Source organism: Aquabacterium sp. UBA2148 (assembly GCF_002328915.1).
Taxonomy (GTDB): domain Bacteria; phylum Pseudomonadota; class Gammaproteobacteria; order Burkholderiales; family Burkholderiaceae_C; genus Aquabacterium; species Aquabacterium parvum.
The window spans coordinates 1-18,109 of sequence record NZ_DCXA01000213.1 but is presented as its reverse complement, the minus strand read 5'-3'; the positions used below and the strand labels follow the sequence as shown (position 1 = coordinate 18,109).

15 protein-coding genes are annotated in these 18,109 nt (G+C 62.8%); 7 read left to right on the top strand and 8 right to left on the bottom strand.

All coding sequences use genetic code 11. From position 1 onward, the window contains the following. Together B2W70_RS11930 and B2W70_RS11925 are read left to right on the top strand one after the other, a co-directional pair. On the top strand, positions 1–853 hold an 853-nt coding region (locus tag B2W70_RS11930; protein ID WP_286745959.1), incomplete at its 5' end, for a HipA domain-containing protein. A gap of 179 nt (positions 854–1,032) precedes the next feature. Then, on the top strand, positions 1,033–2,001 hold the full coding sequence (locus B2W70_RS11925) for a chemotaxis protein CheX (protein WP_286745957.1): 969 nt from the start codon (positions 1,033–1,035) through the stop codon (positions 1,999–2,001). 16 nt (positions 2,002–2,017) lie between these two features. On the opposite strand, the gene B2W70_RS11920 is transcribed toward B2W70_RS11925, so the two are convergent. After that, the gene (locus B2W70_RS11920; RefSeq protein ID WP_286745955.1) at positions 2,018–2,563 is read right to left on the bottom strand and encodes a MarR family transcriptional regulator; all 546 of its coding nucleotides are present in this window, start codon (positions 2,561–2,563) and stop codon (positions 2,018–2,020) included. A gap of 146 nt (positions 2,564–2,709) precedes the next feature. Here B2W70_RS11920 and B2W70_RS11915 point away from each other — a divergent pair, with 146 nt between their 5' ends. Together B2W70_RS11915 and B2W70_RS11910 are read left to right on the top strand one after the other, a co-directional pair. Beyond that, positions 2,710–3,471 carry an NYN domain-containing protein gene (locus B2W70_RS11915; RefSeq protein ID WP_286745953.1) on the top strand — a complete coding sequence of 254 codons (762 nt, stop codon included), beginning with the start codon at positions 2,710–2,712 and terminating at the stop codon, positions 3,469–3,471. After that, complete coding sequence (locus B2W70_RS11910) at positions 3,468–4,781, top strand: hypothetical protein (RefSeq protein ID WP_286745951.1); 1,314 nt, start codon at positions 3,468–3,470, stop codon at positions 4,779–4,781. Before B2W70_RS11915 ends, B2W70_RS11910 begins: the two co-directional genes overlap by 4 nt. A 90-nt stretch (positions 4,782–4,871) precedes the next feature. Here the strand turns inward: B2W70_RS11910 and B2W70_RS11905 are convergent, their stop codons facing one another. Beyond that, complete coding sequence (locus B2W70_RS11905; RefSeq protein WP_286745950.1) at positions 4,872–5,033, bottom strand: hypothetical protein; 162 nt, start codon at positions 5,031–5,033, stop codon at positions 4,872–4,874. 652 nt (positions 5,034–5,685) lie between these two features. Here B2W70_RS11905 and B2W70_RS11900 point away from each other — a divergent pair. Then, positions 5,686–6,534, top strand: coding sequence for a PEP-CTERM sorting domain-containing protein (locus B2W70_RS11900; protein ID WP_286745948.1), 849 nt, complete (start codon positions 5,686–5,688; stop codon positions 6,532–6,534). Positions 6,535–6,629: 95 nt separating this feature from the next. Here the strand turns inward: B2W70_RS11900 and B2W70_RS11895 are convergent, their stop codons facing one another. From B2W70_RS11895 to B2W70_RS11870, 6 genes are all read right to left on the bottom strand, one after another. Further along, complete coding sequence (locus tag B2W70_RS11895) at positions 6,630–9,794, bottom strand: type I restriction endonuclease subunit R (RefSeq protein ID WP_286745947.1); 3,165 nt, start codon at positions 9,792–9,794, stop codon at positions 6,630–6,632. A gap of 80 nt (positions 9,795–9,874) precedes the next feature. Next, entirely contained in the window at positions 9,875–10,390 is a 516-nt protein-coding gene (locus tag B2W70_RS11890) for a hypothetical protein (protein ID WP_286745945.1), read from the bottom strand. Next, positions 10,390–11,583, bottom strand: coding sequence for an AAA family ATPase (locus tag B2W70_RS11885; protein WP_286745944.1), 1,194 nt, complete (start codon positions 11,581–11,583; stop codon positions 10,390–10,392). The genes B2W70_RS11890 and B2W70_RS11885 overlap by 1 nt, the downstream gene beginning before the upstream one ends. A gap of 86 nt (positions 11,584–11,669) precedes the next feature. Next, positions 11,670–12,530, bottom strand: coding sequence for a GIY-YIG nuclease family protein (locus tag B2W70_RS11880; protein ID WP_286745942.1), 861 nt, complete (start codon positions 12,528–12,530; stop codon positions 11,670–11,672). Next, positions 12,527–13,885: a restriction endonuclease subunit S gene (locus tag B2W70_RS11875; RefSeq protein WP_286745941.1), complete on the bottom strand. Its 1,359-nt coding sequence runs from the start codon at positions 13,883–13,885 to the stop codon at positions 12,527–12,529. The genes B2W70_RS11880 and B2W70_RS11875 overlap by 4 nt, the downstream gene beginning before the upstream one ends. Next, entirely contained in the window at positions 13,882–15,627 is a 1,746-nt protein-coding gene (locus B2W70_RS11870) for a type I restriction-modification system subunit M (protein WP_286745939.1), read from the bottom strand. Before B2W70_RS11870 ends, B2W70_RS11875 begins: the two co-directional genes overlap by 4 nt. Positions 15,628–15,936: 309 nt before the next feature. On the opposite strand from B2W70_RS11870, the gene B2W70_RS11865 reads away from it, so the two are divergent. Then, positions 15,937–17,412: a PhoX family protein gene (locus B2W70_RS11865; protein WP_286745937.1), complete on the top strand. Its 1,476-nt coding sequence runs from the start codon at positions 15,937–15,939 to the stop codon at positions 17,410–17,412. 52 nt (positions 17,413–17,464) lie between these two features. Then, positions 17,465–18,052: a PEP-CTERM sorting domain-containing protein gene (locus B2W70_RS11860; protein WP_286745935.1), complete on the top strand. Its 588-nt coding sequence runs from the start codon at positions 17,465–17,467 to the stop codon at positions 18,050–18,052. The last annotated feature ends 57 nt before the right edge of the window (positions 18,053–18,109 follow it).

Sequence of the window (18,109 nt, the reverse complement as noted above, 5' to 3'; positions counted from 1 at the left end):
CGCCCATGTCCCCCCCCCCGTCACGCCACACGCCAGCCGCGCCACCGCCTGGCTGCAACGCGCGCAAGACGCCATGCTGGCCGGCCACGCCGGCTCCAGCGCCGCAGGCGAGTTCCCCAAGTTCACCGCAGCCGTGCAGCGGCCCGACGGCCACACGCAACACGTGCTGGTCAAGTTCTCCGGTCTGGACGACTCCCCCGGCTCGCGTCGCTGGGCCGACCTGCTGGTGTGCGAACACCTGGCGCTCGAAGCCCTGACGCAACTGGGCGTGCCCACCGCACGCTCGCGCATCCTGCAAGCCGGAGGCCGCACCTTCCTGGAGGTGGACCGCTTTGACCGCCACGGCGCCCACGGCCGCTCGCCCGTTTGCTCGTGGCAAGCCGTGGGCAACGCGATGCTGGGCGACGTCAGCGGCACCTGGCCCGAAGCGGGCAAGCGCCTGCAGCAGCAGGGCCTGCTCGGCCAGGACAAGCAAAGCACCAACGACAGCCTGCGCACCCTGGGCCTGCTGTGGCACTTCGGCCGCTTCATCCAGAACACCGACATGCACGCCGGCAACCTGGCCTTCGTGCCCGCGAACGGGCGCTTCCAGGTGGCCCCGGCCTACGACATGCTGCCCATGCACCACGCGCCCGTGCGCGGCGTGGAGCTGCCGCAGCGGGCCTACGATGTGAGGCTGCCTTTGCCTGACAGCTTCGAGGTGGCTCGGCCCGCCGCTCAGGCCGCCCACGCCTTCTGGCTGAGGGCCGGCTCAGACGAGCTCATCAGCGAAGGCTTCAGGGCGACATGCCGCCACAACGCCCAGGCCATGCAAGCCTTGTTGTCGTTGATGGGTGGCACCCCCAGGGCTTGAAATCTGCGAAATCCGAGCGCTCTGGCTCAGCGATTGCGCCGCCCCCCATTGCGCTGGGCGGGCCCTCGTTCCTAACATCTCTCCTGTCCGATCCAAGACGCCAGAGCACCGCAGCGCTGGCGCCTGCGCCACCGCGCGCTCGGACGCGGCTGCGGATTCGGGCATGAAAGGGAGAGAACATGGATGCCACCGAAGACGTCGTCGCGAAAGTCCTGATCATTGACGACGGCAATGCCGAGACGCTGGAGCTGATCAAGCAGTTCTGCGCCGACAACCACCTGATTGGTCTGAAGACCCACTCCAACAACGTCATGAGCGTGCTCAAGTCCAACGTGGACCTGGGCGGCATCCTGATGTCCGAGAGCTACAGCGGCTCGCCGCACGGCGGCATCGACCTGGCCGTCAAGCTGCACAAGATCCGGCCCGAGCTGCCCATCTTCCTGCGCCGCACGCAAAGCAGCACGCTCGAAGACCTGCCCAAGCGCGCGCAAGACTGCTTCTGCGCGGCCTACCACGTCGACGACATGGACGCGCTCAAGCACAGCCTGCGCGACTTCATCTTCAGCTACTACTTCCCGAACGCGATGGTGCGCGGCATCCAGCGCATCACGGAAGACGCGATGCTGACCTACTTCAGGCACTTCAGCCTGAGCTGCGAGACGCCCTACATCGTCAAGGACTCGATCGTGTGCGGCGAGGTGTTCACGCTGGTGCCGCTGGAGAGCCGCTGGTGCCGCGGCTACATGATGCTGCAGTGCGAGAACCGCACGCTCAAGCTCGACAGCAGCTCGCACGACCCCTACGTCAAGCCCAAGGCACAGCGCATCTCGGACGTGCTGGGTGAGATCACCAACATGGTGTGGGGCTCGTTCAAGTCGCGCTACGTGGTCGACGAGTACCGGGTGCTGATGTCGCAAACGCAGGTGCCGATGCTGGTGATGCTGGAAGAAAAGAACATCTCGTTTGGCACCAGCACGCCGCAGCTGTGCTTCAAGTACACGCTGACCGACCTGGACGACCAGAGCTCGCCGCCGGTGGAGATCTTTCAGCGGCTGGTGTTCAATTTGAGCTGGTCGCCGGAAGACTTCAAGGAAGTGCAGGTGTCGACGGAAGAGCTGGTGGATGCGGGGGAGTTGGAGTTCTTTTGAGGGTTGATGGGGCAGTTCAGAAGCCTGCCGAGGCCACCATGTCGGGCCTCATCAACTCGGCCTCCATCAGCTTGGCTGCCAGGGCGCGTTCGCGAGCTCGGCCAGTGCGCAGGGCGTCGAGCAGGGCCAGCAAACGGTGCAAGGCCGGGTCGGCCAACGCGGCTTGCGGGGCCGTGCGGTAGAGCGGCGACAGCGTCGGGCCTTTGGCCTGGCCTTGGGGGTGCGCCCACACCGGCGCCTCCCCGGCCGCCACGGCCAGCTGGCTGGCCAGCGGTTCGGCGCCAAACGCCGTTGGGACGCCGCGCTTGACCGGCCCGGGCGTGGCCGGCCAGACGTAGCGCGCGCCATGGAGCACGAACTCCAGCAAATTCGGCCGCACGGGCGACCACTCGCCACGCGACGGCGCCACCGCCAGGCCTGCGGCCACGGCACGCTTCACGCTGGCGTGCGTTTCAGACGCACTCATGGCGAGCGCCTCGCCCAGGGCGGCGTAAGTCCAGCGCTGCGGTGGGTGGGCAGCCACCTTCAGCAGCACCAGGAGGTCTTGCGGCTTGAGGTCCATCGGCACATCGAAGTTGGATATTCGCTGTTCGCGAATTACGAATATCGCCGATCAGGGCGCGTTTGGCAAGCGAAGCAATCCATTCACCTGCCGCCAGGCATGGAAAAATGGGCGCCACGTGTTCGCAGAAACAAACGGGAGGCGCCATGGCAGACCATGGGGACAACGGCCGAGTGGCCGTGCTGGTCGATTGCGACAACACCTCGCCCGAGGTACTGGCGTATGCGCTGCAGGTGGTGGCGCAGTTCGGGCGCGTGGTCATGCGCCGCGGCTACGGCAACCACCAGACGCTGGCCAACAAGTGGCAAGAGGCCCTGGTGCGCATGGCCTTCACGCCCTGCCTGCAGTACCAGTACGCATCGGGCAAAAACACATCTGACATCGCGCTGGCGCTGGACGCGCAAGAGGCGCTGTTCGACGAGCGCGCCGACACCTTCTGCCTGGTCACCAGCGACTCGGACTTTGCCTACCTGTGCCGCAAGCTGCGCGAGCGCGGCGCAACGGTGCTGATCGTGGGCGAGGCCAAGTCGCCCGATGCGCTGCAGAACGCGAGCGACCAGTTCTTCATGTGGCAGACGGCTGAGGTGGTGCCTGCTGGCGAGGGCGGGGCAGAGGCGAAGCCTGCTGCCCAGGTGCCTGCGCCGGTGAAAAAGCGGCGGCCCAAGGCCTTGCTGGATGCGGTGGCGTTGATGGCTGAGAGCGCCGGTGATGGCAAGGTGGGGTTGGGGGCGCTGGGGCAGTACATGAAGCGCACCAACCCGAGCTTTGCGCCGAAGGTGTATGGGCACAGCACCTTGTCGGACATGGTGCGGTGTTATCCGGAGTTGGCGGTGACGCAGGGGCAGGGCAATGGGTGGTGGGTGAGCTTGAAGCCAACCCCTGAGGCACCGAAAGCTGGCGACAAATGATCATCGATGGATCCGCCGACAACGTAGAGCAACTGACGCTTTCTGCCGCAGCCCGTGATCGGGCTGCAGTCGATCACATTCGCATGCGGTGGTCCAGTCTGGCTCTGCTGCCCATGGCAATCAATGCCTCAGCGGAGAACAAATCACTGAAAAGCCACATCAGCCATGCTAGTGGCCTCTCCCCTGCACACATCAGCACCCAAGGTTTGTCGATCAAAAGATCGTCAAAACTCGACCGAATGCATCAGGATCTAACGGCCAAAGGGCTTCGCAACTTAACGCGAGCAGGGGTGTCGCAGACCGAATCAAAAGTCTTCCTGGAAAGTTTGCCCAAGACACCGCTTTCAGCGTTTGTGGCCACGATCAGTCGCCACATCAAGATTCAACTTCCCTTGGCCAGCTCCTTCGCTGCCATGCTTGACGATTGCTGCATAGCGGCTGAGGGTAGTTTGTCGAACGGTGACCTCAATGCATACCGAATCCAGCTGTCTGAGATCGTGGACCGGTTCCTCAACGCCGTGGGCATGGCCGATGACACTGGTCTCGCTCAAGCGCGGAAGATGACTGAGGCCATCACTTACGCCCAAGACTGGCACGCCCTGAAAGATGTGACCGATGCGCATTTTGAGGACATGTACATCGCGCTGCTGTGCGCCATCGATGTGGAGTGGACAGCCCACTACTTCCCAGGCATGAAGCCATCACCCACGTTCCAATGGCTGTTCCCGAGATTTCATCCAGACATGGATCCGCAAAACTCGAAGCGGATCAAGCGGAACGTGATTGTCCACCCCACCCGCAAACTGCTCGAGTTCTGCTGGGCGATTGCGAGCTATTTCGGCAGCGCCCGCGGCTGCTGGCCCAAGAAGGCACCGCAACCAAAGGAGATCGCTCGGGACTGCGGCCTCGCCCCCAAGAAAGACACTCGCCTGCGCAAGCTCATGTCGGGTCTCGCACATGCAACCGAGGACGAGATCATCGAATACTGGGATGGCATGTTCGAGCACCTTGGTGCCAATGCGCCAGACGGTAAAACTTTGGCCCCGGCTCCGTGGATCATCCTCACACTCTGGATGCAGCAAACTCTGATCAAGAGCAACGCGGCGGACAAAAGCACCACAGTCTTTGTGCAATCAAGCGAGAGTTACGTCGCCTTATGGGATCGAATGCGATCTCTTTGGAACGACCGTCTGCCACGGCCAGGAACCACGTCCTGGCCGGCATGGATGTCCGTTCAGCCGTCGCGCCCCGATTGGGTGCCATCATCCCAATCGTCTGGCCTCTCCTCCTCGCCCCGAGCCTGCCAGTAGGCGTCGTTGTTGGGGTTCAACTGATTGGAGCGGTTGTCGTCCTGCTTTTGGTCCGACTGACCTTGGTTGCCGCTTTGGTTGCGTCCCATGTCAGCCCCCCTTCTTCTTCACCAAAGCGCGGTTGGCCGCACTTTCCATGCGCTTCACGTGCTCTGGCGGGCGTGGGGCAAGCGGTTGCGCTTTGGCGTGTGCACTCTTGATGCGTGCGATGTCGCCTATAGAAGGGGGCTGTTTTCCGGGTTTCTTGTTCATGTTGGCTCCGTTGTCAAAGCGGTCACGGCGACCGCAAGGACAACTTTGCCGATTTGGCATTCGCGGTTGTTCCGAATTCGTTCAGTAGCGACACATTCGAGCGTGCGTCAGCAGGCCGCCCACACCGGCGTCACCGCCAGGCTCAAGGCCACTGCACGCTTCACGCTGGCATGGTTTTCAGGCGCGCTCATGCCTAGGGCATCGGCCAAGGCGGCGGCGGTTCAGCGCCTCAGAGGGCGCGCAGCCACGTTGAGCAGTACCAGCAAGTCTTGGGACTTGCGTTCAATCGGCAGATCCGCGCTAGATATTCGCTATTTGCGAATTGCGGCGATCGAGGCGCATGCGGCAAACGGGTAGGTCTTTGTGTTCAACCTAGCAGCTCGGTCGAGCGCGTCAAAGACGTGCAGATGTCGAACGAAATGCTTATAGCCACATGTCGCAAACTCGCCCTCGGCGCCTGAAACGGCCCCCCGTGATCCGGTGGTGGTGGCGAGTCAAAAGATCCTGGCTTAGCGAAGATTCGCGGGCTCGAGAACATTAAGTTTCAACGGTAACCAATGCCAACAACAGGACGGCCTTCATGCTCAACGAACCTAAGCCTCATCGCATCCGCCAACCCATTGCAACCATCGCACTGTCCCTTGGAATCGGCTTGAGCGCATCCGCTCAAGCCGCACAAGTCACCTTCGAATTCAAGGGCTTTGTGACGCAGCTGTCGAACTCCGCCGCATTCGGTGGCATCGCCATGGGCGACGAAATCAGCGGCACCCTTGCGTATGACTCGTCCACGGCACCCAACAAGGCCTGGGGCGCCTGGGCCGCCACCTACACGCTGCAGGGTGGCGGCACCAACCTGACGTTCAAGCTGGCCAATGGCAAGCAGTACCAGGACACCACGCTCAATGCCCGACTGGTGAATGGCCCCGTGTACCCCGCTGCCAGCGATGACGCCTTCGTGATCAACGAAGGGTATCCGAACCCGTCTTCATACGCCAAAACCGGTGAAACGGAGTCGTTGCACCTGGAGTTCCGGAACACCACGGGCGTCAACGGTCTGTGGTCCGCGAACATGCCAACCAACATCGACCTCTCCAGACTGCCATTCTCTGGCGGTACCCTGCAGATTTTCAGTGGCCCCGAGCCGACGGGCGACGACATCTATGTCATCGATCGCCGGTCAAATGGATACGCAGACAGCCCATATGGGGGCTATTACACGGGTTCTCAGAACTACCAGACCGTTACTCGCTACAGCCGAGCCAACCCGGATCAGCCCGCGTATTCATTCCCAATCGATGGTCCATATGCTGGCAGCTCTTACCCTGGCAGTGAACTGGACCGCTACAACAACTGGATCGCTGCGGGCAACGCGCCGATGTACGTGGACACCCTGGCGTTCAACATGACCTCGATCGCCACGCCAGTGCCCGAGGCCAACTCGGTGCTGATGCTGCTCGCAGGTGTGGCAATGCTGGGTGCGGCACGCCGTCGCATGCGCTGAGATCAAGATTCCCACCAGGGTGACGCCCTGGTGATCCACAGCCGGTGGCTCGTGGTGCAAAGCAGGCGGCGCACTCTTCAGAGGCGCCGCCTTTTTCATGGGTGTGGCGTGCCCTTGCTCCGCAATGCCTCATACAACTCAGCAGGACCGAGCAAGATGTGCTTCAGACCCTGACGCACCTTCTCTGAGTCAAGCGCCTGCTTGCTCATGCTGGAAAAAGCCTCGAAGGCATCGATAATTGCATTGAGCTGCTCAGACGTGAAATCTGGCGAGTTGCTGAACTGCTCCTTGGTGTTGCTCATGGCCTGCTGAACCAACAGATCGGACTCCATCATCTTGCCCTTGATGTTGTCGACGAAGGCAAGCATGTCGTGCTCTGTCAGGTCGCCATCGAACAGGTCATTGACCTTCTGCACAATCTCAGACAGCTTGATCTTTTCCTTGTCCTGGATCTGACCGCTGCCGGGTGCCGTCATCGGGTCGAGCTTGTACTCCGCCTCGTTCTCACCCAGCACCAGAGCGGCGCCGCCTTGCTTCTTGAGCTTGTGGTGTGTCAGCGTGACCTTGGACAGGTCAACCCCTTCTCGCTCTTTGCCAAAGTCAAGCAGCGGCAGCAGGCGCTTGAAGAAGATCGCGCGCTTTTCGATGGCCGTGTTGCCATAGTCGAACATCTGCGACAGGAAGGCGTACACACGCACGAAGGTGCCCAGGTCGCGCTTGAACAGCGTCAGGGCTTCCAGTTCATCTTTGGCGGTCTGGCCGTCGGGGCCCAGTTCGCCACTCTGCGAGTTTTCTGACGCGGCCTTGAACGCGTTGCCTGCCGCCTTGAAGCGCTTGAGCAACCGATCGGCCACAGGCTCGATGGCGGCGACCAGCTGGGCCTGCGTGGCTTTTGGGTTCAACTCCACCAGCACCACGCGCTCCACCTCGAAGTCATCGTAGTGACCAGTGGCGTCCAGCTTGGCGCGCAGGTCAAAGATCAGGTTGGGGTCGGTCACGCCGGCCAGCTCGGCCGTCTCGTAGTAGGTCTGGAAGGCGGCCAGGATCTCTTGCGGGTCATTGGCGAAGTCCAGGATGTAGGTGGTGTCCTTCAGCCCGTGCGTGCCGTTGTAGGCCCGGTTCAGGCGCGACAAGGTCTGCACGGCCTGAATGCCCGCCAGCTTCTTGTCCACGTACATGCCGCACAGCAAGGGCTGGTCAAAGCCGGTCTGGAACTTGTTGGCCACCAGCAGGATCTGGAACTCGTCGGTGGCGAAGGCGTCGCGGATGTCGCGGTTCTTCAAGCCAGGGTTCAGCTGGGGGCTGGTTTCGGTCACGGGCTCGGGCAGCGCCTTCGGATCGTTCACCTCGCCTGAATAAGCCACCAGCGTGCCCAGTGCGTAGCCTTGGGCCTTGATGTAGTCGTCCACCGCCAGCTTCCAGCGCACCGCTTCCACCCGGCTGCCCACCACCACCATGGCCTTGGCGTGGCCCTTGAGCAGCGGCTGCACGTTCTCCAGGAAGTGCTCCACCACCACTTGCACCTTCTGGGCGATGTTGTAGGGGTGCAGTCGCACCCAGCGCATCAGGCCCTTGAGGGCTTCGCTGCGCTCGACCTCCTTGTCGTCCCACTCCTTGTCGTCCCACTCCTTGCCGTTGTGGGCCAGCTTGAAGGCCAGCTTGTACGAGGTGTAGTTCTTCAGCACGTCGAGGATGAAGCCCTCTTCGATGGCCTGGCGCATCGAATAGACGTGAAAGGGTGCGGGCAGGTTGTCAGGCCCAGCAGGCAAGTCAGCATTGGGCCTGCGGCCAAACAACTCCAGCGTCTTGGCCTTGGGCGTGGCGGTGAAGGCCACGTAGGTCACGGCCGACGCGGTGCCAGCCATGCCGGCCTTGGCGCTCATCTGCGCGGCCAGGATGTCTTCGGCGCCCACCTCACCCCCATCGGCCAGGTCTTGCAGCTCTTGCGCGCTCAGCACCTGCTTGAGCTTGCCTGCGGCCTCGCCAGTTTGCGAGCTGTGCGCCTCGTCGGCGATCACGGCAAAGCGCTTGCCTTGCGTGGCGGCCAGCTCTTGCACGGCCTTCAGCGCAAACGGGAAGGTCTGGATGGTGCACACCACGATCTTCTTGCCGCCTGACAGGGCCTCGGCCAGCTCACCGCTCTTGCTTTGGCTTTCGCCCTTGATGGTGGCCACCACGCCGGCGGTGCGCTCAAAGTCGAAGATGGCTTCTTGCAGCTGGGTGTCGAGCACGGTGCGGTCGCTCACCACCAGCACGGTGCTGAACAGTTTGTTGTTGGCCGCGTCGTGCAGGTCGGCCAGGAAGTGCGCCGTCCAGGCAATCGAGTTGGTTTTGCCACTGCCTGCGCTGTGCTGGATCAGGTATTTCTGGCCCACACCTTCGGCCAGCACGGCCTGCACCAATTGGCGGGTGGCATCGAGCTGGTGGTAGCGGGGGAAGAGGATGCTGGTGATGCGCTTCTTCTCATCGCGCTTGGTAACGAGGTAGCGGGCGATGATCTCCAGCCAGCTGTCGCGCTGCCACACCTGTTCCCACAGGTAACTGGTGCGGTGCCCCTTGGGGTTGGGCGGGTTGCCCGCCGCGCCGTGGTCGCCCAGGTTGAAGGGCAGGAAGTAGGTGCTGGGGCCTTGCAGCTTGGTTGTCATCATCACCGTGCGGTTGGTGACGGCGAAGTGCACCAGCGCCCCACGGGGGAAGTCGAGCAGCGGCTCAGTCGTGGTCTTGCCCTTGGGCTTGGGGATGCGGTCGAATTTGTATTGCTCAACCGCCTCGTTGATGCCTTGCGTGAACTCGGACTTCAGCTCGGCCGTGGCCACCGGAATGCCGTTGAGGAACAGCACCAGGTCGATGATGTCGTCGTGGTTGGTTCGCGCCTGGCGCACCACGCGCAGGCGGTTGGCGGCATAGCGGGCCTGCAGCTCGGGGTTCATGGCCAGCGCGGGCTTGAACTGGGCCATCTTCAACGGGGCCTTGAGGCCCAGCATTTCCAGGCCCACGCGCAGCACGTCCAGCGTGCCTCGGTCGTCCATCTGCTTGCGCAGGCGGTCCAGCAGCATGGCTTCGGCATGGGCGCCGTGGGCTTTGGTCAGCGCGGCCCAGGCATCGGGTTGGGTGGCTTGCACCCAGGCCAGCACGTCGGCCGGGAACAGGGCGCGGGGCGTGTCATAGCCTTTGGCATCACCCTCTTCGTACAACCAGCCATGTGCCGCCAGGTGGTGGCAGATGTCTTTCTCGAATTCAACTTCCAGGTGCAAAGCCACTTGTTCTCCCTGTTGGCTTTTCGTTGCCTGATTTTGACCGCAGAAAGCGTTTCCGACTGGCCCTCAGGCTTCGTGCTGGCTCAGCGCAGCAAAAACTGCATCAATTGATCCAAGGCCGGCATCGTGGGCCCGGCCTTGTCCAGCACAGCACGCGTGAAATGCCGCTGAAGCACAGTCGCTTCGTGGGCTGGTGCGCCAAACATCTTGGCAAACGCCTTCTTGCAGGCTTCTGTGCCATGGGGCACGCGCTGGCCAGCGATGCGCAACAACAATGCCTCCAGGCAAGGCTGCGCTTCAATCACCTCGATGCCCCATTCGCGGGCCAACGCGCGTTGCTTATCGTCCCAATCGGTGTCGGTGTCCAGCAATGCGGCCTTCTCGTCGAATGCAGCCTGCAGGCCTTGCCGGCGGGTGTAGTCGAGCACGTGTGCACCGCCTTTTCCCTTGGCGTTTTTGACAGTGACCTGTTTGTGCCCTCGCACCACATACAGCGACTTGAGGTGGTTCAAGAAAGTCTGCTCGGCCAAACCTTCGCCCACCAGCAACGCCGTTCGTCGCTGCTGCCGGACAGGGTGATCGACTTTGCGCTGGGCCATCAGAACTGCGGCACCGCGCCATAGGCGCCCGCCATGTACTTGGCGTAGAAATTGTCGTCGTTGCGAATGCCCTGGACGCTATCCATGCGCCAGGCGGTGCTTTCGCAATCCTCGTTCTTCTCAACCAACATCACCTGAGATTTGTGCAGCACATTGAGCACCTCCATGGCGTGGCAGGTGAAGATGATTTGCGCTTGGTGTGGATTGGTTTCTTCGTTGGCAAACAAGTCGAGAATGGGCTCCAGCATGTGGGGGTGCAGGTCGTTCTCGAACTCATCGATGACCACCAGGCCGCCATCTGCCAAAGCGGGCAGCAAACGCGCCAGCAGCACGAATGCGCTTTGCGTGCCACTCGACTCATCGAAAAGCGAAAGCTCTTGCGAACGGCCGTTGCGGTCAGTGTGCAAGCCAAATGGCAGCCAAACCTTCTGAGGCTCTTCACCAGGCATTTGCAGCGTGTGCTCGCGCACCTGCACATCGCTCAGGCCCAAATCCCAGGCTTTGAGCAACGACGCCATTTGGGTTTGCTGCGCCTGGTTAAGCGCGAAGTGCTTGGCAGCAGCAGGCAAGTCCCTGTCAGCCCGAAACGGCATGCGGCCATTGGCCACTACATTCGTCTGCAGGTGAATGCGGGTGAACATCTGCGCCAGCTCAACACCGTACTGTGCCGCTGTCGAGATCAAGGACGCATTCGGTCGCACCTTGCGGGCTTCGGACGGAGCCATGCCGAAGTCCTGCTGTTTGACTTGGTAGTGCTGCGCTGATTCGTCCCACTCACGCACAAACACATAGCTGAAGCCTTTGACCTTTTGCAGGTACAGCGCCTCGTGCAGCACGCGCTGCGGTGTCAGCCTCAGCACGTAGCGCCACAGCTGGCCGTCCAGGCCCTCGGCCTCGAACTCGAACTCAGTGGGCTCGTTGGGGGCGCTGAAGTGGGGCGTGACCGGAATGGACGCGTCAACCTGTGCGTGGAAGGAGCTTTTCAAGAACCACGCCAGGAACACCACCGGCTTGAGCAAGGCCGTCTTGCCGGAACCGTTGGCACCGATGACGGCGGCCACGGTGCTGAGCCGGTGTCCACCAACAGAAACCACGTCCCAACCGACCTGAGGCACCTTGCGGTTCAGGCGCAGGTTCACCTCGGTCGGTTCAAGAAAGCTTTGGAAGTTGGAGAAGGCGTAGCGGTGCAGCATGGTTGACTTCTGAGCCAAAACCAGGACCCAGAAACCACATTATCAGCACAAATCAACATTTTTTTGTTGATAAAAGGCCAATTCCATTAAGCATTCTGTCTTTTGACCTCGTCCAGCGTGCGCCCCTCGGGCGTCTTCCACTCCAGCCAGCCGTTGGCCGTGCGGCCCAGCAGCGCCACCACCGCCATGCTGGGCGAACGGAACAGGTGGTCGCTCTGGAAGACGACGGTGTCGCCCTCGGCGCGCATCACGCCTTGCTCCAGCAGGCGCTGGCGGAAGTTGTCGTCTGAGGTGCCCTGGATGGACGGCACGCTTTGCAGCCGGCCCACCGAGCCTTGCAGCACCACAAAGCCTTCTTCGGTGTACTGGCCACGGCCCTTGGCGCCCGAGGCCTCGCACACGAAAACTTCGGGGGCCTCGCCCGCCCCCCCCGCACTGGCCACCGGGTCAAACAGAGAAAAGCCCAGCGTGGCCAGCAGGGTGCGGCCGGTGTCGAACATCTCCAGGCAGTCGGCCTCCATGGGCGGCGGCGTGTGGGGGCGCGAGCCGCCGTTGCCGTTTTCATCCGTGAAGCGGCCGGCTGCGCGGATGGCCTGCAGGCTGTGCCATTCCAGGAACAGCGCATGGGTCTGCGTGAGGCTGTGGGTGCGAGACACCATCACCAGCGCGCGTTGCCAGAAGGGCTTGGCCTTGTTGTGGTCCTTCAGCCGCGTGTGCAGGTCGCCGCTTTGGCCCACGTAGACGCGGCGTACGGCTCCGTCGTCAGACTCATCCACCAGGAAGTACACCGCCACCTGGGTGCTTTCGCGCATGGCCAGGAAGGTGGGCAGCAGGCTGCGCGGCACCTCGATGACCTGCACGATGCGCGTGGTGACTTCGGCCACGCGGATGCCGCGCGGGTCACCGCCGGGCAGGTAGATCTGGATGGTTTTGGGGGTGGGTGTCATGCGGCTTGCGCTTGAGCAGGGGCCAGGCCGCGCACGTCGATCTGGCCGGTGACGGCGGCGGAGATGAGGGCTGAGCGGCGTTCTTGGAGCAAGCGGATTACGGCTTCAGCCTCGTGCTCGAGTTCTTCAAGCCGCCCTGCTTCAGCCATTAGTTCCTCTGCGATCACGCGCTGCTCATCGAACGGTGGCACAGGAAGAACGAACTCAGTGGCGTGTGCTATGTTGAATTGCTCTTGTGCTGCCCCGTACTGCACAACTTCAACTTGGTAGCGAACTACTCGGCTATTCATCAGAAAGCAAAGCCATTCTGAGTTGAAGTTACCTCTGCGAATCAGCATCACAGATGCGCAGTTCCCTCCTTCGCATTCTGGTGGCACGACAGCAGTCACCCCAGGTGCTCCGACCCGTACCGTCACCAGATCGCCGGCAGACAGGCGTGTTTTCGGCTGACTATCGCTGAGCTCAACGGAGATACGTCTAGCCCCTTCGTAATGCACAACTCCATCTGCGATATCGCCGCCGTAAATGAACGGAAGACCGTCTTCACAGACATAGGTCGACGGGTTCACAACGATGCCAACGGTCTGCGCCGGGGAGACACGCTTAAGGGGCAACATCTGCCAATGCTCTGGCACCTCCCCCAACCACTCGACGCCCGAATCCTTCATCGGCACCGACGGGTCCAGCCCCTTGGTCACGGCATGGGAGATGACGGCCTGGCGCTTCTCCTTGAGCAAGGTGATGAGCTGTTCTTGCTCGGCCACCAGGGCGTCGATCTTGGCGGTTTCGCGGTCGAGGAATAAGGCGATCGCCTTTTGCTCATCAGGACTTGGAAACGCAAACCTGACTTGGCCGAGGGCGCTACGGCTGATGCGCTGCATGGTGGTGCCACGCGCTAGGATTTCCATGTTTGCGAAGTGCGCTGCGCTTGACAACATGTACGCGAGATAGGTCCGCGAATATCCGTCATCTGGTCTGGTGATGACGTTGTCAACAGATGTGATGATTCTTTCGCCAAGGTCAGGGACCACGCAGGCTCGTCCAATAGGCAGGTTCAGTCGCGATATCAAGACGTCGCCGGGCAGCACTTCGGTGCATCGCAACTCGTCAAACTTTTCCTGGCTGATGTACCCACTACCTTGCTCTTTGTACTTGCCTTCACCGACATTGCCCGTGGTGATGTACCGAATACCTTCGTCGGCTAGGTCTTTGCTTTCCACCCAGTCACCATCGATGAATAGCGATCCTGGCCCGGATGCAATTCGTGCAAGAGGCATGACGGACCAGTGCTCTGGAATAACCCCCAGCCAGTCGATTCCACTCTCCTTGTACGCCGGATACCTCGGAAAGCTCATGCCGACAGCCCCTTGATCATGTCCAGGATGCGGTCGGTGGTGCGCTTGAGGTCGGCGTCGATTTCGGCCAGCGGGCGCGGCGGCTTGAACACATAGAAGTGCCGGTTGAACGGGATCTCATATCCCACCTTGGTCTTGTCCGGGTCGATCCAGGCGTCAGGCGCATGGGGCAGCACCTCGCGCTTGAAGTACGCGCCCACATCTTCAGTCAGGGGCACGTTCTCGGTGTCGCGCAGGGCCGAATCAGGCTGGGGCTTGCCTTTTTGCTTGCCCTTCTCGCCCACCACCACCTTGCCGTCGGCATCGCGCAGCGGGCGCTCCACGGTGATGGTGTGGTAGCCAAAGGCCTCGTTGGCGAAGATGCGACTGATGGGCTTGCCATCGTCATCCGTGGCTTCTTCAAAGCGGCCAAACAGCTGGGTGATGCGCTCGATGTGAGCGTCGCTCAGCTCTTTGCGCTTTGACCCCAAGCTCTTGCGCATCTTTTGCCACATGCCGCTGGCGTCGATCAGTTGCACCTTGCCCTGGCGCGCCTTGGGCTTGCGGTTGCTGATGACCCAGATGTAGGTGCCGATGCCCGTGTTGTAGAACATGTCGTTGGGCAGGCCCACGATGGCCTCGACCAGGTCGTTCTCCAGCACATAGCGGCGGATCTCGCTTTCGCCGCTGCCAGCGCCGCCCGTGAACAGGGGCGAGCCGTTGAGCACGATGCCGAAACGGCTGCCGCCGTCTTTGGCGGGGCGCATCTTGCTGAGCAGGTGCAACAAGAACAGCATGGAGCCGTCTGACACGCGCGGCAGGCCGGGGCCAAAGCGGCCGTCAAAGCCGCGTTGCTCGTGCTCTTTGCGCACTTCTTTTTCGACCTTCTTCCACTCCACACCAAAGGGCGGGTTGGCCAGCATGTAGTCGAACTTCATGGTGGGGTGGCCGTCGTCGCTCAGCGTGTTGCCAAACGCGATGTTGGCCACGTCTTGCCCCTTGATGAGCATGTCGGCCTTGCAGATGGCGTGCGACTCGGGGTTCAGCTCCTGCCCGTACACCGTCAGGCGCGACTGCGGGTTCATGGCGGCCAGGTATTCACCCGCCACGCTGAGCATGCCGCCGGTACCAGCGGTCGGGTCGTACAGCGTGCGCACCACGCCGGGCACGGACAGGGCTTCGCTGTCTTCGATGAAGATCAGGTCCACCATCAGGCGGATCACCTCGCGCGGGGTGAAGTGTTCCCCCGCCGTTTCGTTGGAGATTTCAGCGAACTTGCGGATCAGCTCTTCGAACACCAGGCCCATCTGCATGTTGCTGACGGCCTCGGGGTGCAGGTCGATCTGGGCGAACTTCTCGGCCACCTGGTAGAGCAGGCCCGCCTTGGCCAGGCGCTCCACCTGGGCCTGGAATTCGAAGTGGTCGAAGATGTCGCGCACATCGGCTGAGAAGCCCTGCACGTAGGTGAACAGGTTGTGGGCGATGTTGTCTGGGTCACCCAGGAGCTTGGGCAGGTCCAGCTCGGATTGGTTGAAGAACTTCAGGCCAGTCTTCTTGAGCAAGAAGGGCTCGGGATTCACGCCAAGCTTGGTCTTGGCTTCCTTTTCCTTGAGCACCGCTGGCTTGGTGGCTTCGAGCACGCAGTCCAGGCGGCGCAGCACGGTGAACGGCAGGATGACCTTGCCGTAATCGGATTGCTTGTAGTCGCCACGGAGCAGGTCGGCGACGGACCAAATGAATGCGGAGAGGGTTTGTTGGTTCATGGAAGCGTATCTGCCGCTGTCTGGCGCAGCGAGGTGTGCTGGGTGTTCTCAGGCACTGTTCAGCGCCACCCGTCAGCCCCAAGCCTAACGGAATCCACCCCCGCCAAAGGGTGAGCGATGTCTGCTGAACAGTCGACCTGGCCTCCAGGGTTGATCCAGCGCCACACCCGGCCGGCCATCGTCCGCATTCCCGATGGGTCGCGTGGATCAGGGCGGGGTGCATGCGGCCCGACACGGGTGTCACACCCCGTGCCTAGAGTGATTCGCATTCGCCCCCAACCCCACCCGGTTCAACCACGGAGCTTGTTCATGTCCATCGATTCCAGCCGCCGCAGCCTGATCAAGGGCGCCGGCGCCCTGCCCTTCCTGGCCGCCCTGTCGGCCCTGCACAGCCGCAACGCCATGGCCGCCGCCACCCAGTTGGTCGACAGCCCCTACGGCCCCGTGGCCCCCGTCAACGACCTGAGCACCGGCCTGCCCCTGCTGATGCTGCCCGCCGGCTTCACCTACAAGTCCTACGGCTGGACGGGTGACCTGATGGCCAACGGCCAGCCCACCCCCGGCTCGCACGACGGCATGGCCGTGATCACCACCCGCAAGGTGGGCCGCAGCACCGAAATCGTGATGGTGCGCAACCACGAGCGCGGCACCGGCAGCGACTCGGGCTTCTTCGGCGCCCCCGCCGTGTACGACGCCTTCCCCAGCACCTCGGGCGGCACCAGCTACTCGGCTGGCGGCACCACCAACCTGACCTTCCGCGACGGCAACTGGATCAAGACCGAGCCCAGCCTGGGCGGCACGCGCACCAACTGCGCCGGCGGCCCCACCCCCTGGGGCACCTGGCTGACCTGTGAAGAAGTCGGCTCCGACAGCGTGAGCGCTGGCGGCAAGAAGCACGGCTACGTCTTCGAAGTCACGGCCGATCCGCAACAGACCACCGGCCAGCCGATCGTCGGCATGGGCCGCTACGCCCACGAAGCCGCCGGCATCGACCCCGCCACCGGCATCGTCTACCTGACCGAAGACAGCAGCGGCAAGTCGGGCCTGTACCGCTACGTGCCCGTGATCACGCAGGGCTTTGCGGGCTCGCTGGCCCAGGGCGGCACGCTGCAGATGGCCAAGGTGGTCGGCCAGAACAACGTCAACGTGGCCCCGGCCGAGCTGGGCCAGACCTACGCGCTGGAGTGGGTCAACATCGCCGACCCGGACGCCAACCGCGGCACGGCCACCGGCCTCAATGGCGTGGTCATCACCAACACCGCCGGCCCCTTCGTGCAGGGCTGGGCCCAGGGCGCGCTGCGCATGAACCGTGGCGAAGGCGTCTGGTACCACGCCGGTAAGATGTACCTGATGGACACCTCGGGCGGCCCCGTCAACGAAGGCGCCATCTGGGAGCTGGACCTGGCCACCCAGGTCATGACCTGCATCTTCGCCTCGGCCAGCACTCTGGCCGGCAACAACGGCGACAACATCACCGTCAGCCCGCGCGGCCACCTGGTGATCTGCGAAGACGGCGGCACCGTCAACGACCAGTTCGGTCCGGGCACGCGCCTGATGGGCCTGACCGGCAACGGCGGCACCTTCATCTTCGCCAAGAACAACATCAACCTGAGCTCGGCCCAGTTGACCGCTGCCGGCAAGCTGGCTTCGTTGGCCGCTGACCGCCGCTCCAGCGAGTTCTGCGGCGCCTGCTTCGACCCGACCGGCCGCTACCTGTTCGTCAACATCCAGACGCCGGGCGTGACCTTCGCCATCACCGGCCCCTGGGCCAAGGGCCCGATCTGATCTCCGATCAGGTCTGCAACCCGCTCAACCCTTCATCACCCAGGCATTCCAGATGAAACTGCACCACATCGCCCTGGCCGCCATCGCGGCCGCCACCTTCGCCACGCAAGCCCAAGCCGCCGTGTTCAACGGCGCCAGCACCGCCGGTGGCAACACCTTCACCGAGTACACCAGCGGCTCGGCCCTGAGCTTCGACCTGGACCTGGCCTCTCAGGCGCCCGTCACGCTCAACTTCACCCTGGAGTCGGCCGACTTCAGCGGCGACGCCATGACCTTCAACGCCCTGGTGCGCAACCTCAGCGGCCTGGGTTTTGACGGCGTGCGCGTGACGCTGTCGGGCATCACCTTCGCCATGCCCGCTGGCACCCTCACCACCGATGGCTTCTCGGCCGTGGGCGCATCGGGCCACTCGGCCACGCAGGCCTGGGCCAGCTTCGTGCCCGGCTTGAGCAGCGAGTTCTACGTTGGCAACCCGCTGGCCGTTGCTGGTGCCACCGACTGGACCTTGAACCTGGACGGCCTGCAAGCTGGCCAGCAGTTCTCGGTGACCGTGGCGGTGCCTGAGCCCGAGGCCTACGGCCTTGCCGTGGCCGGTCTGGCCGCACTGGGCTTTGCCGCCCGCCGCCGCAAGGTGGGCTGACCTTGCGTTGACCGGGGCGCACGCATCCGGGCGGGTCGCACCCGGGTTATGGCTCGG

What these genes read in the sequence shown, in the direction of transcription:
- B2W70_RS11925 (WP_286745957.1), top strand. Translation starts at nt 1,033, where the DNA reads ATGGATGCCACCGAAGACGTCGTCGCGAAAGTCCTGATCATTGACGAC.
- B2W70_RS11920 (WP_286745955.1), bottom strand. Translation starts at nt 2,563, where the DNA reads ATGGACCTCAAGCCGCAAGACCTCCTGGTGCTGCTGAAGGTGGCTGCC.
- B2W70_RS11915 (WP_286745953.1), top strand. Translation starts at nt 2,710, where the DNA reads ATGGCAGACCATGGGGACAACGGCCGAGTGGCCGTGCTGGTCGATTGC.
- B2W70_RS11910 (WP_286745951.1), top strand. Translation starts at nt 3,468, where the DNA reads ATGATCATCGATGGATCCGCCGACAACGTAGAGCAACTGACGCTTTCT.
- B2W70_RS11905 (WP_286745950.1), bottom strand. Translation starts at nt 5,033, where the DNA reads ATGAACAAGAAACCCGGAAAACAGCCCCCTTCTATAGGCGACATCGCA.
- B2W70_RS11890 (WP_286745945.1), bottom strand. Translation starts at nt 10,390, where the DNA reads ATGGCCCAGCGCAAAGTCGATCACCCTGTCCGGCAGCAGCGACGAACG.
- B2W70_RS11885 (WP_286745944.1), bottom strand. Translation starts at nt 11,583, where the DNA reads ATGCTGCACCGCTACGCCTTCTCCAACTTCCAAAGCTTTCTTGAACCG.
- B2W70_RS11880 (WP_286745942.1), bottom strand. Translation starts at nt 12,530, where the DNA reads ATGACACCCACCCCCAAAACCATCCAGATCTACCTGCCCGGCGGTGAC.
- B2W70_RS11875 (WP_286745941.1), bottom strand. Translation starts at nt 13,885, where the DNA reads ATGAGCTTTCCGAGGTATCCGGCGTACAAGGAGAGTGGAATCGACTGG.
- B2W70_RS11870 (WP_286745939.1), bottom strand. Translation starts at nt 15,627, where the DNA reads ATGAACCAACAAACCCTCTCCGCATTCATTTGGTCCGTCGCCGACCTG.
- B2W70_RS11865 (WP_286745937.1), top strand. Translation starts at nt 15,937, where the DNA reads ATGTCCATCGATTCCAGCCGCCGCAGCCTGATCAAGGGCGCCGGCGCC.
- B2W70_RS11860 (WP_286745935.1), top strand. Translation starts at nt 17,465, where the DNA reads ATGAAACTGCACCACATCGCCCTGGCCGCCATCGCGGCCGCCACCTTC.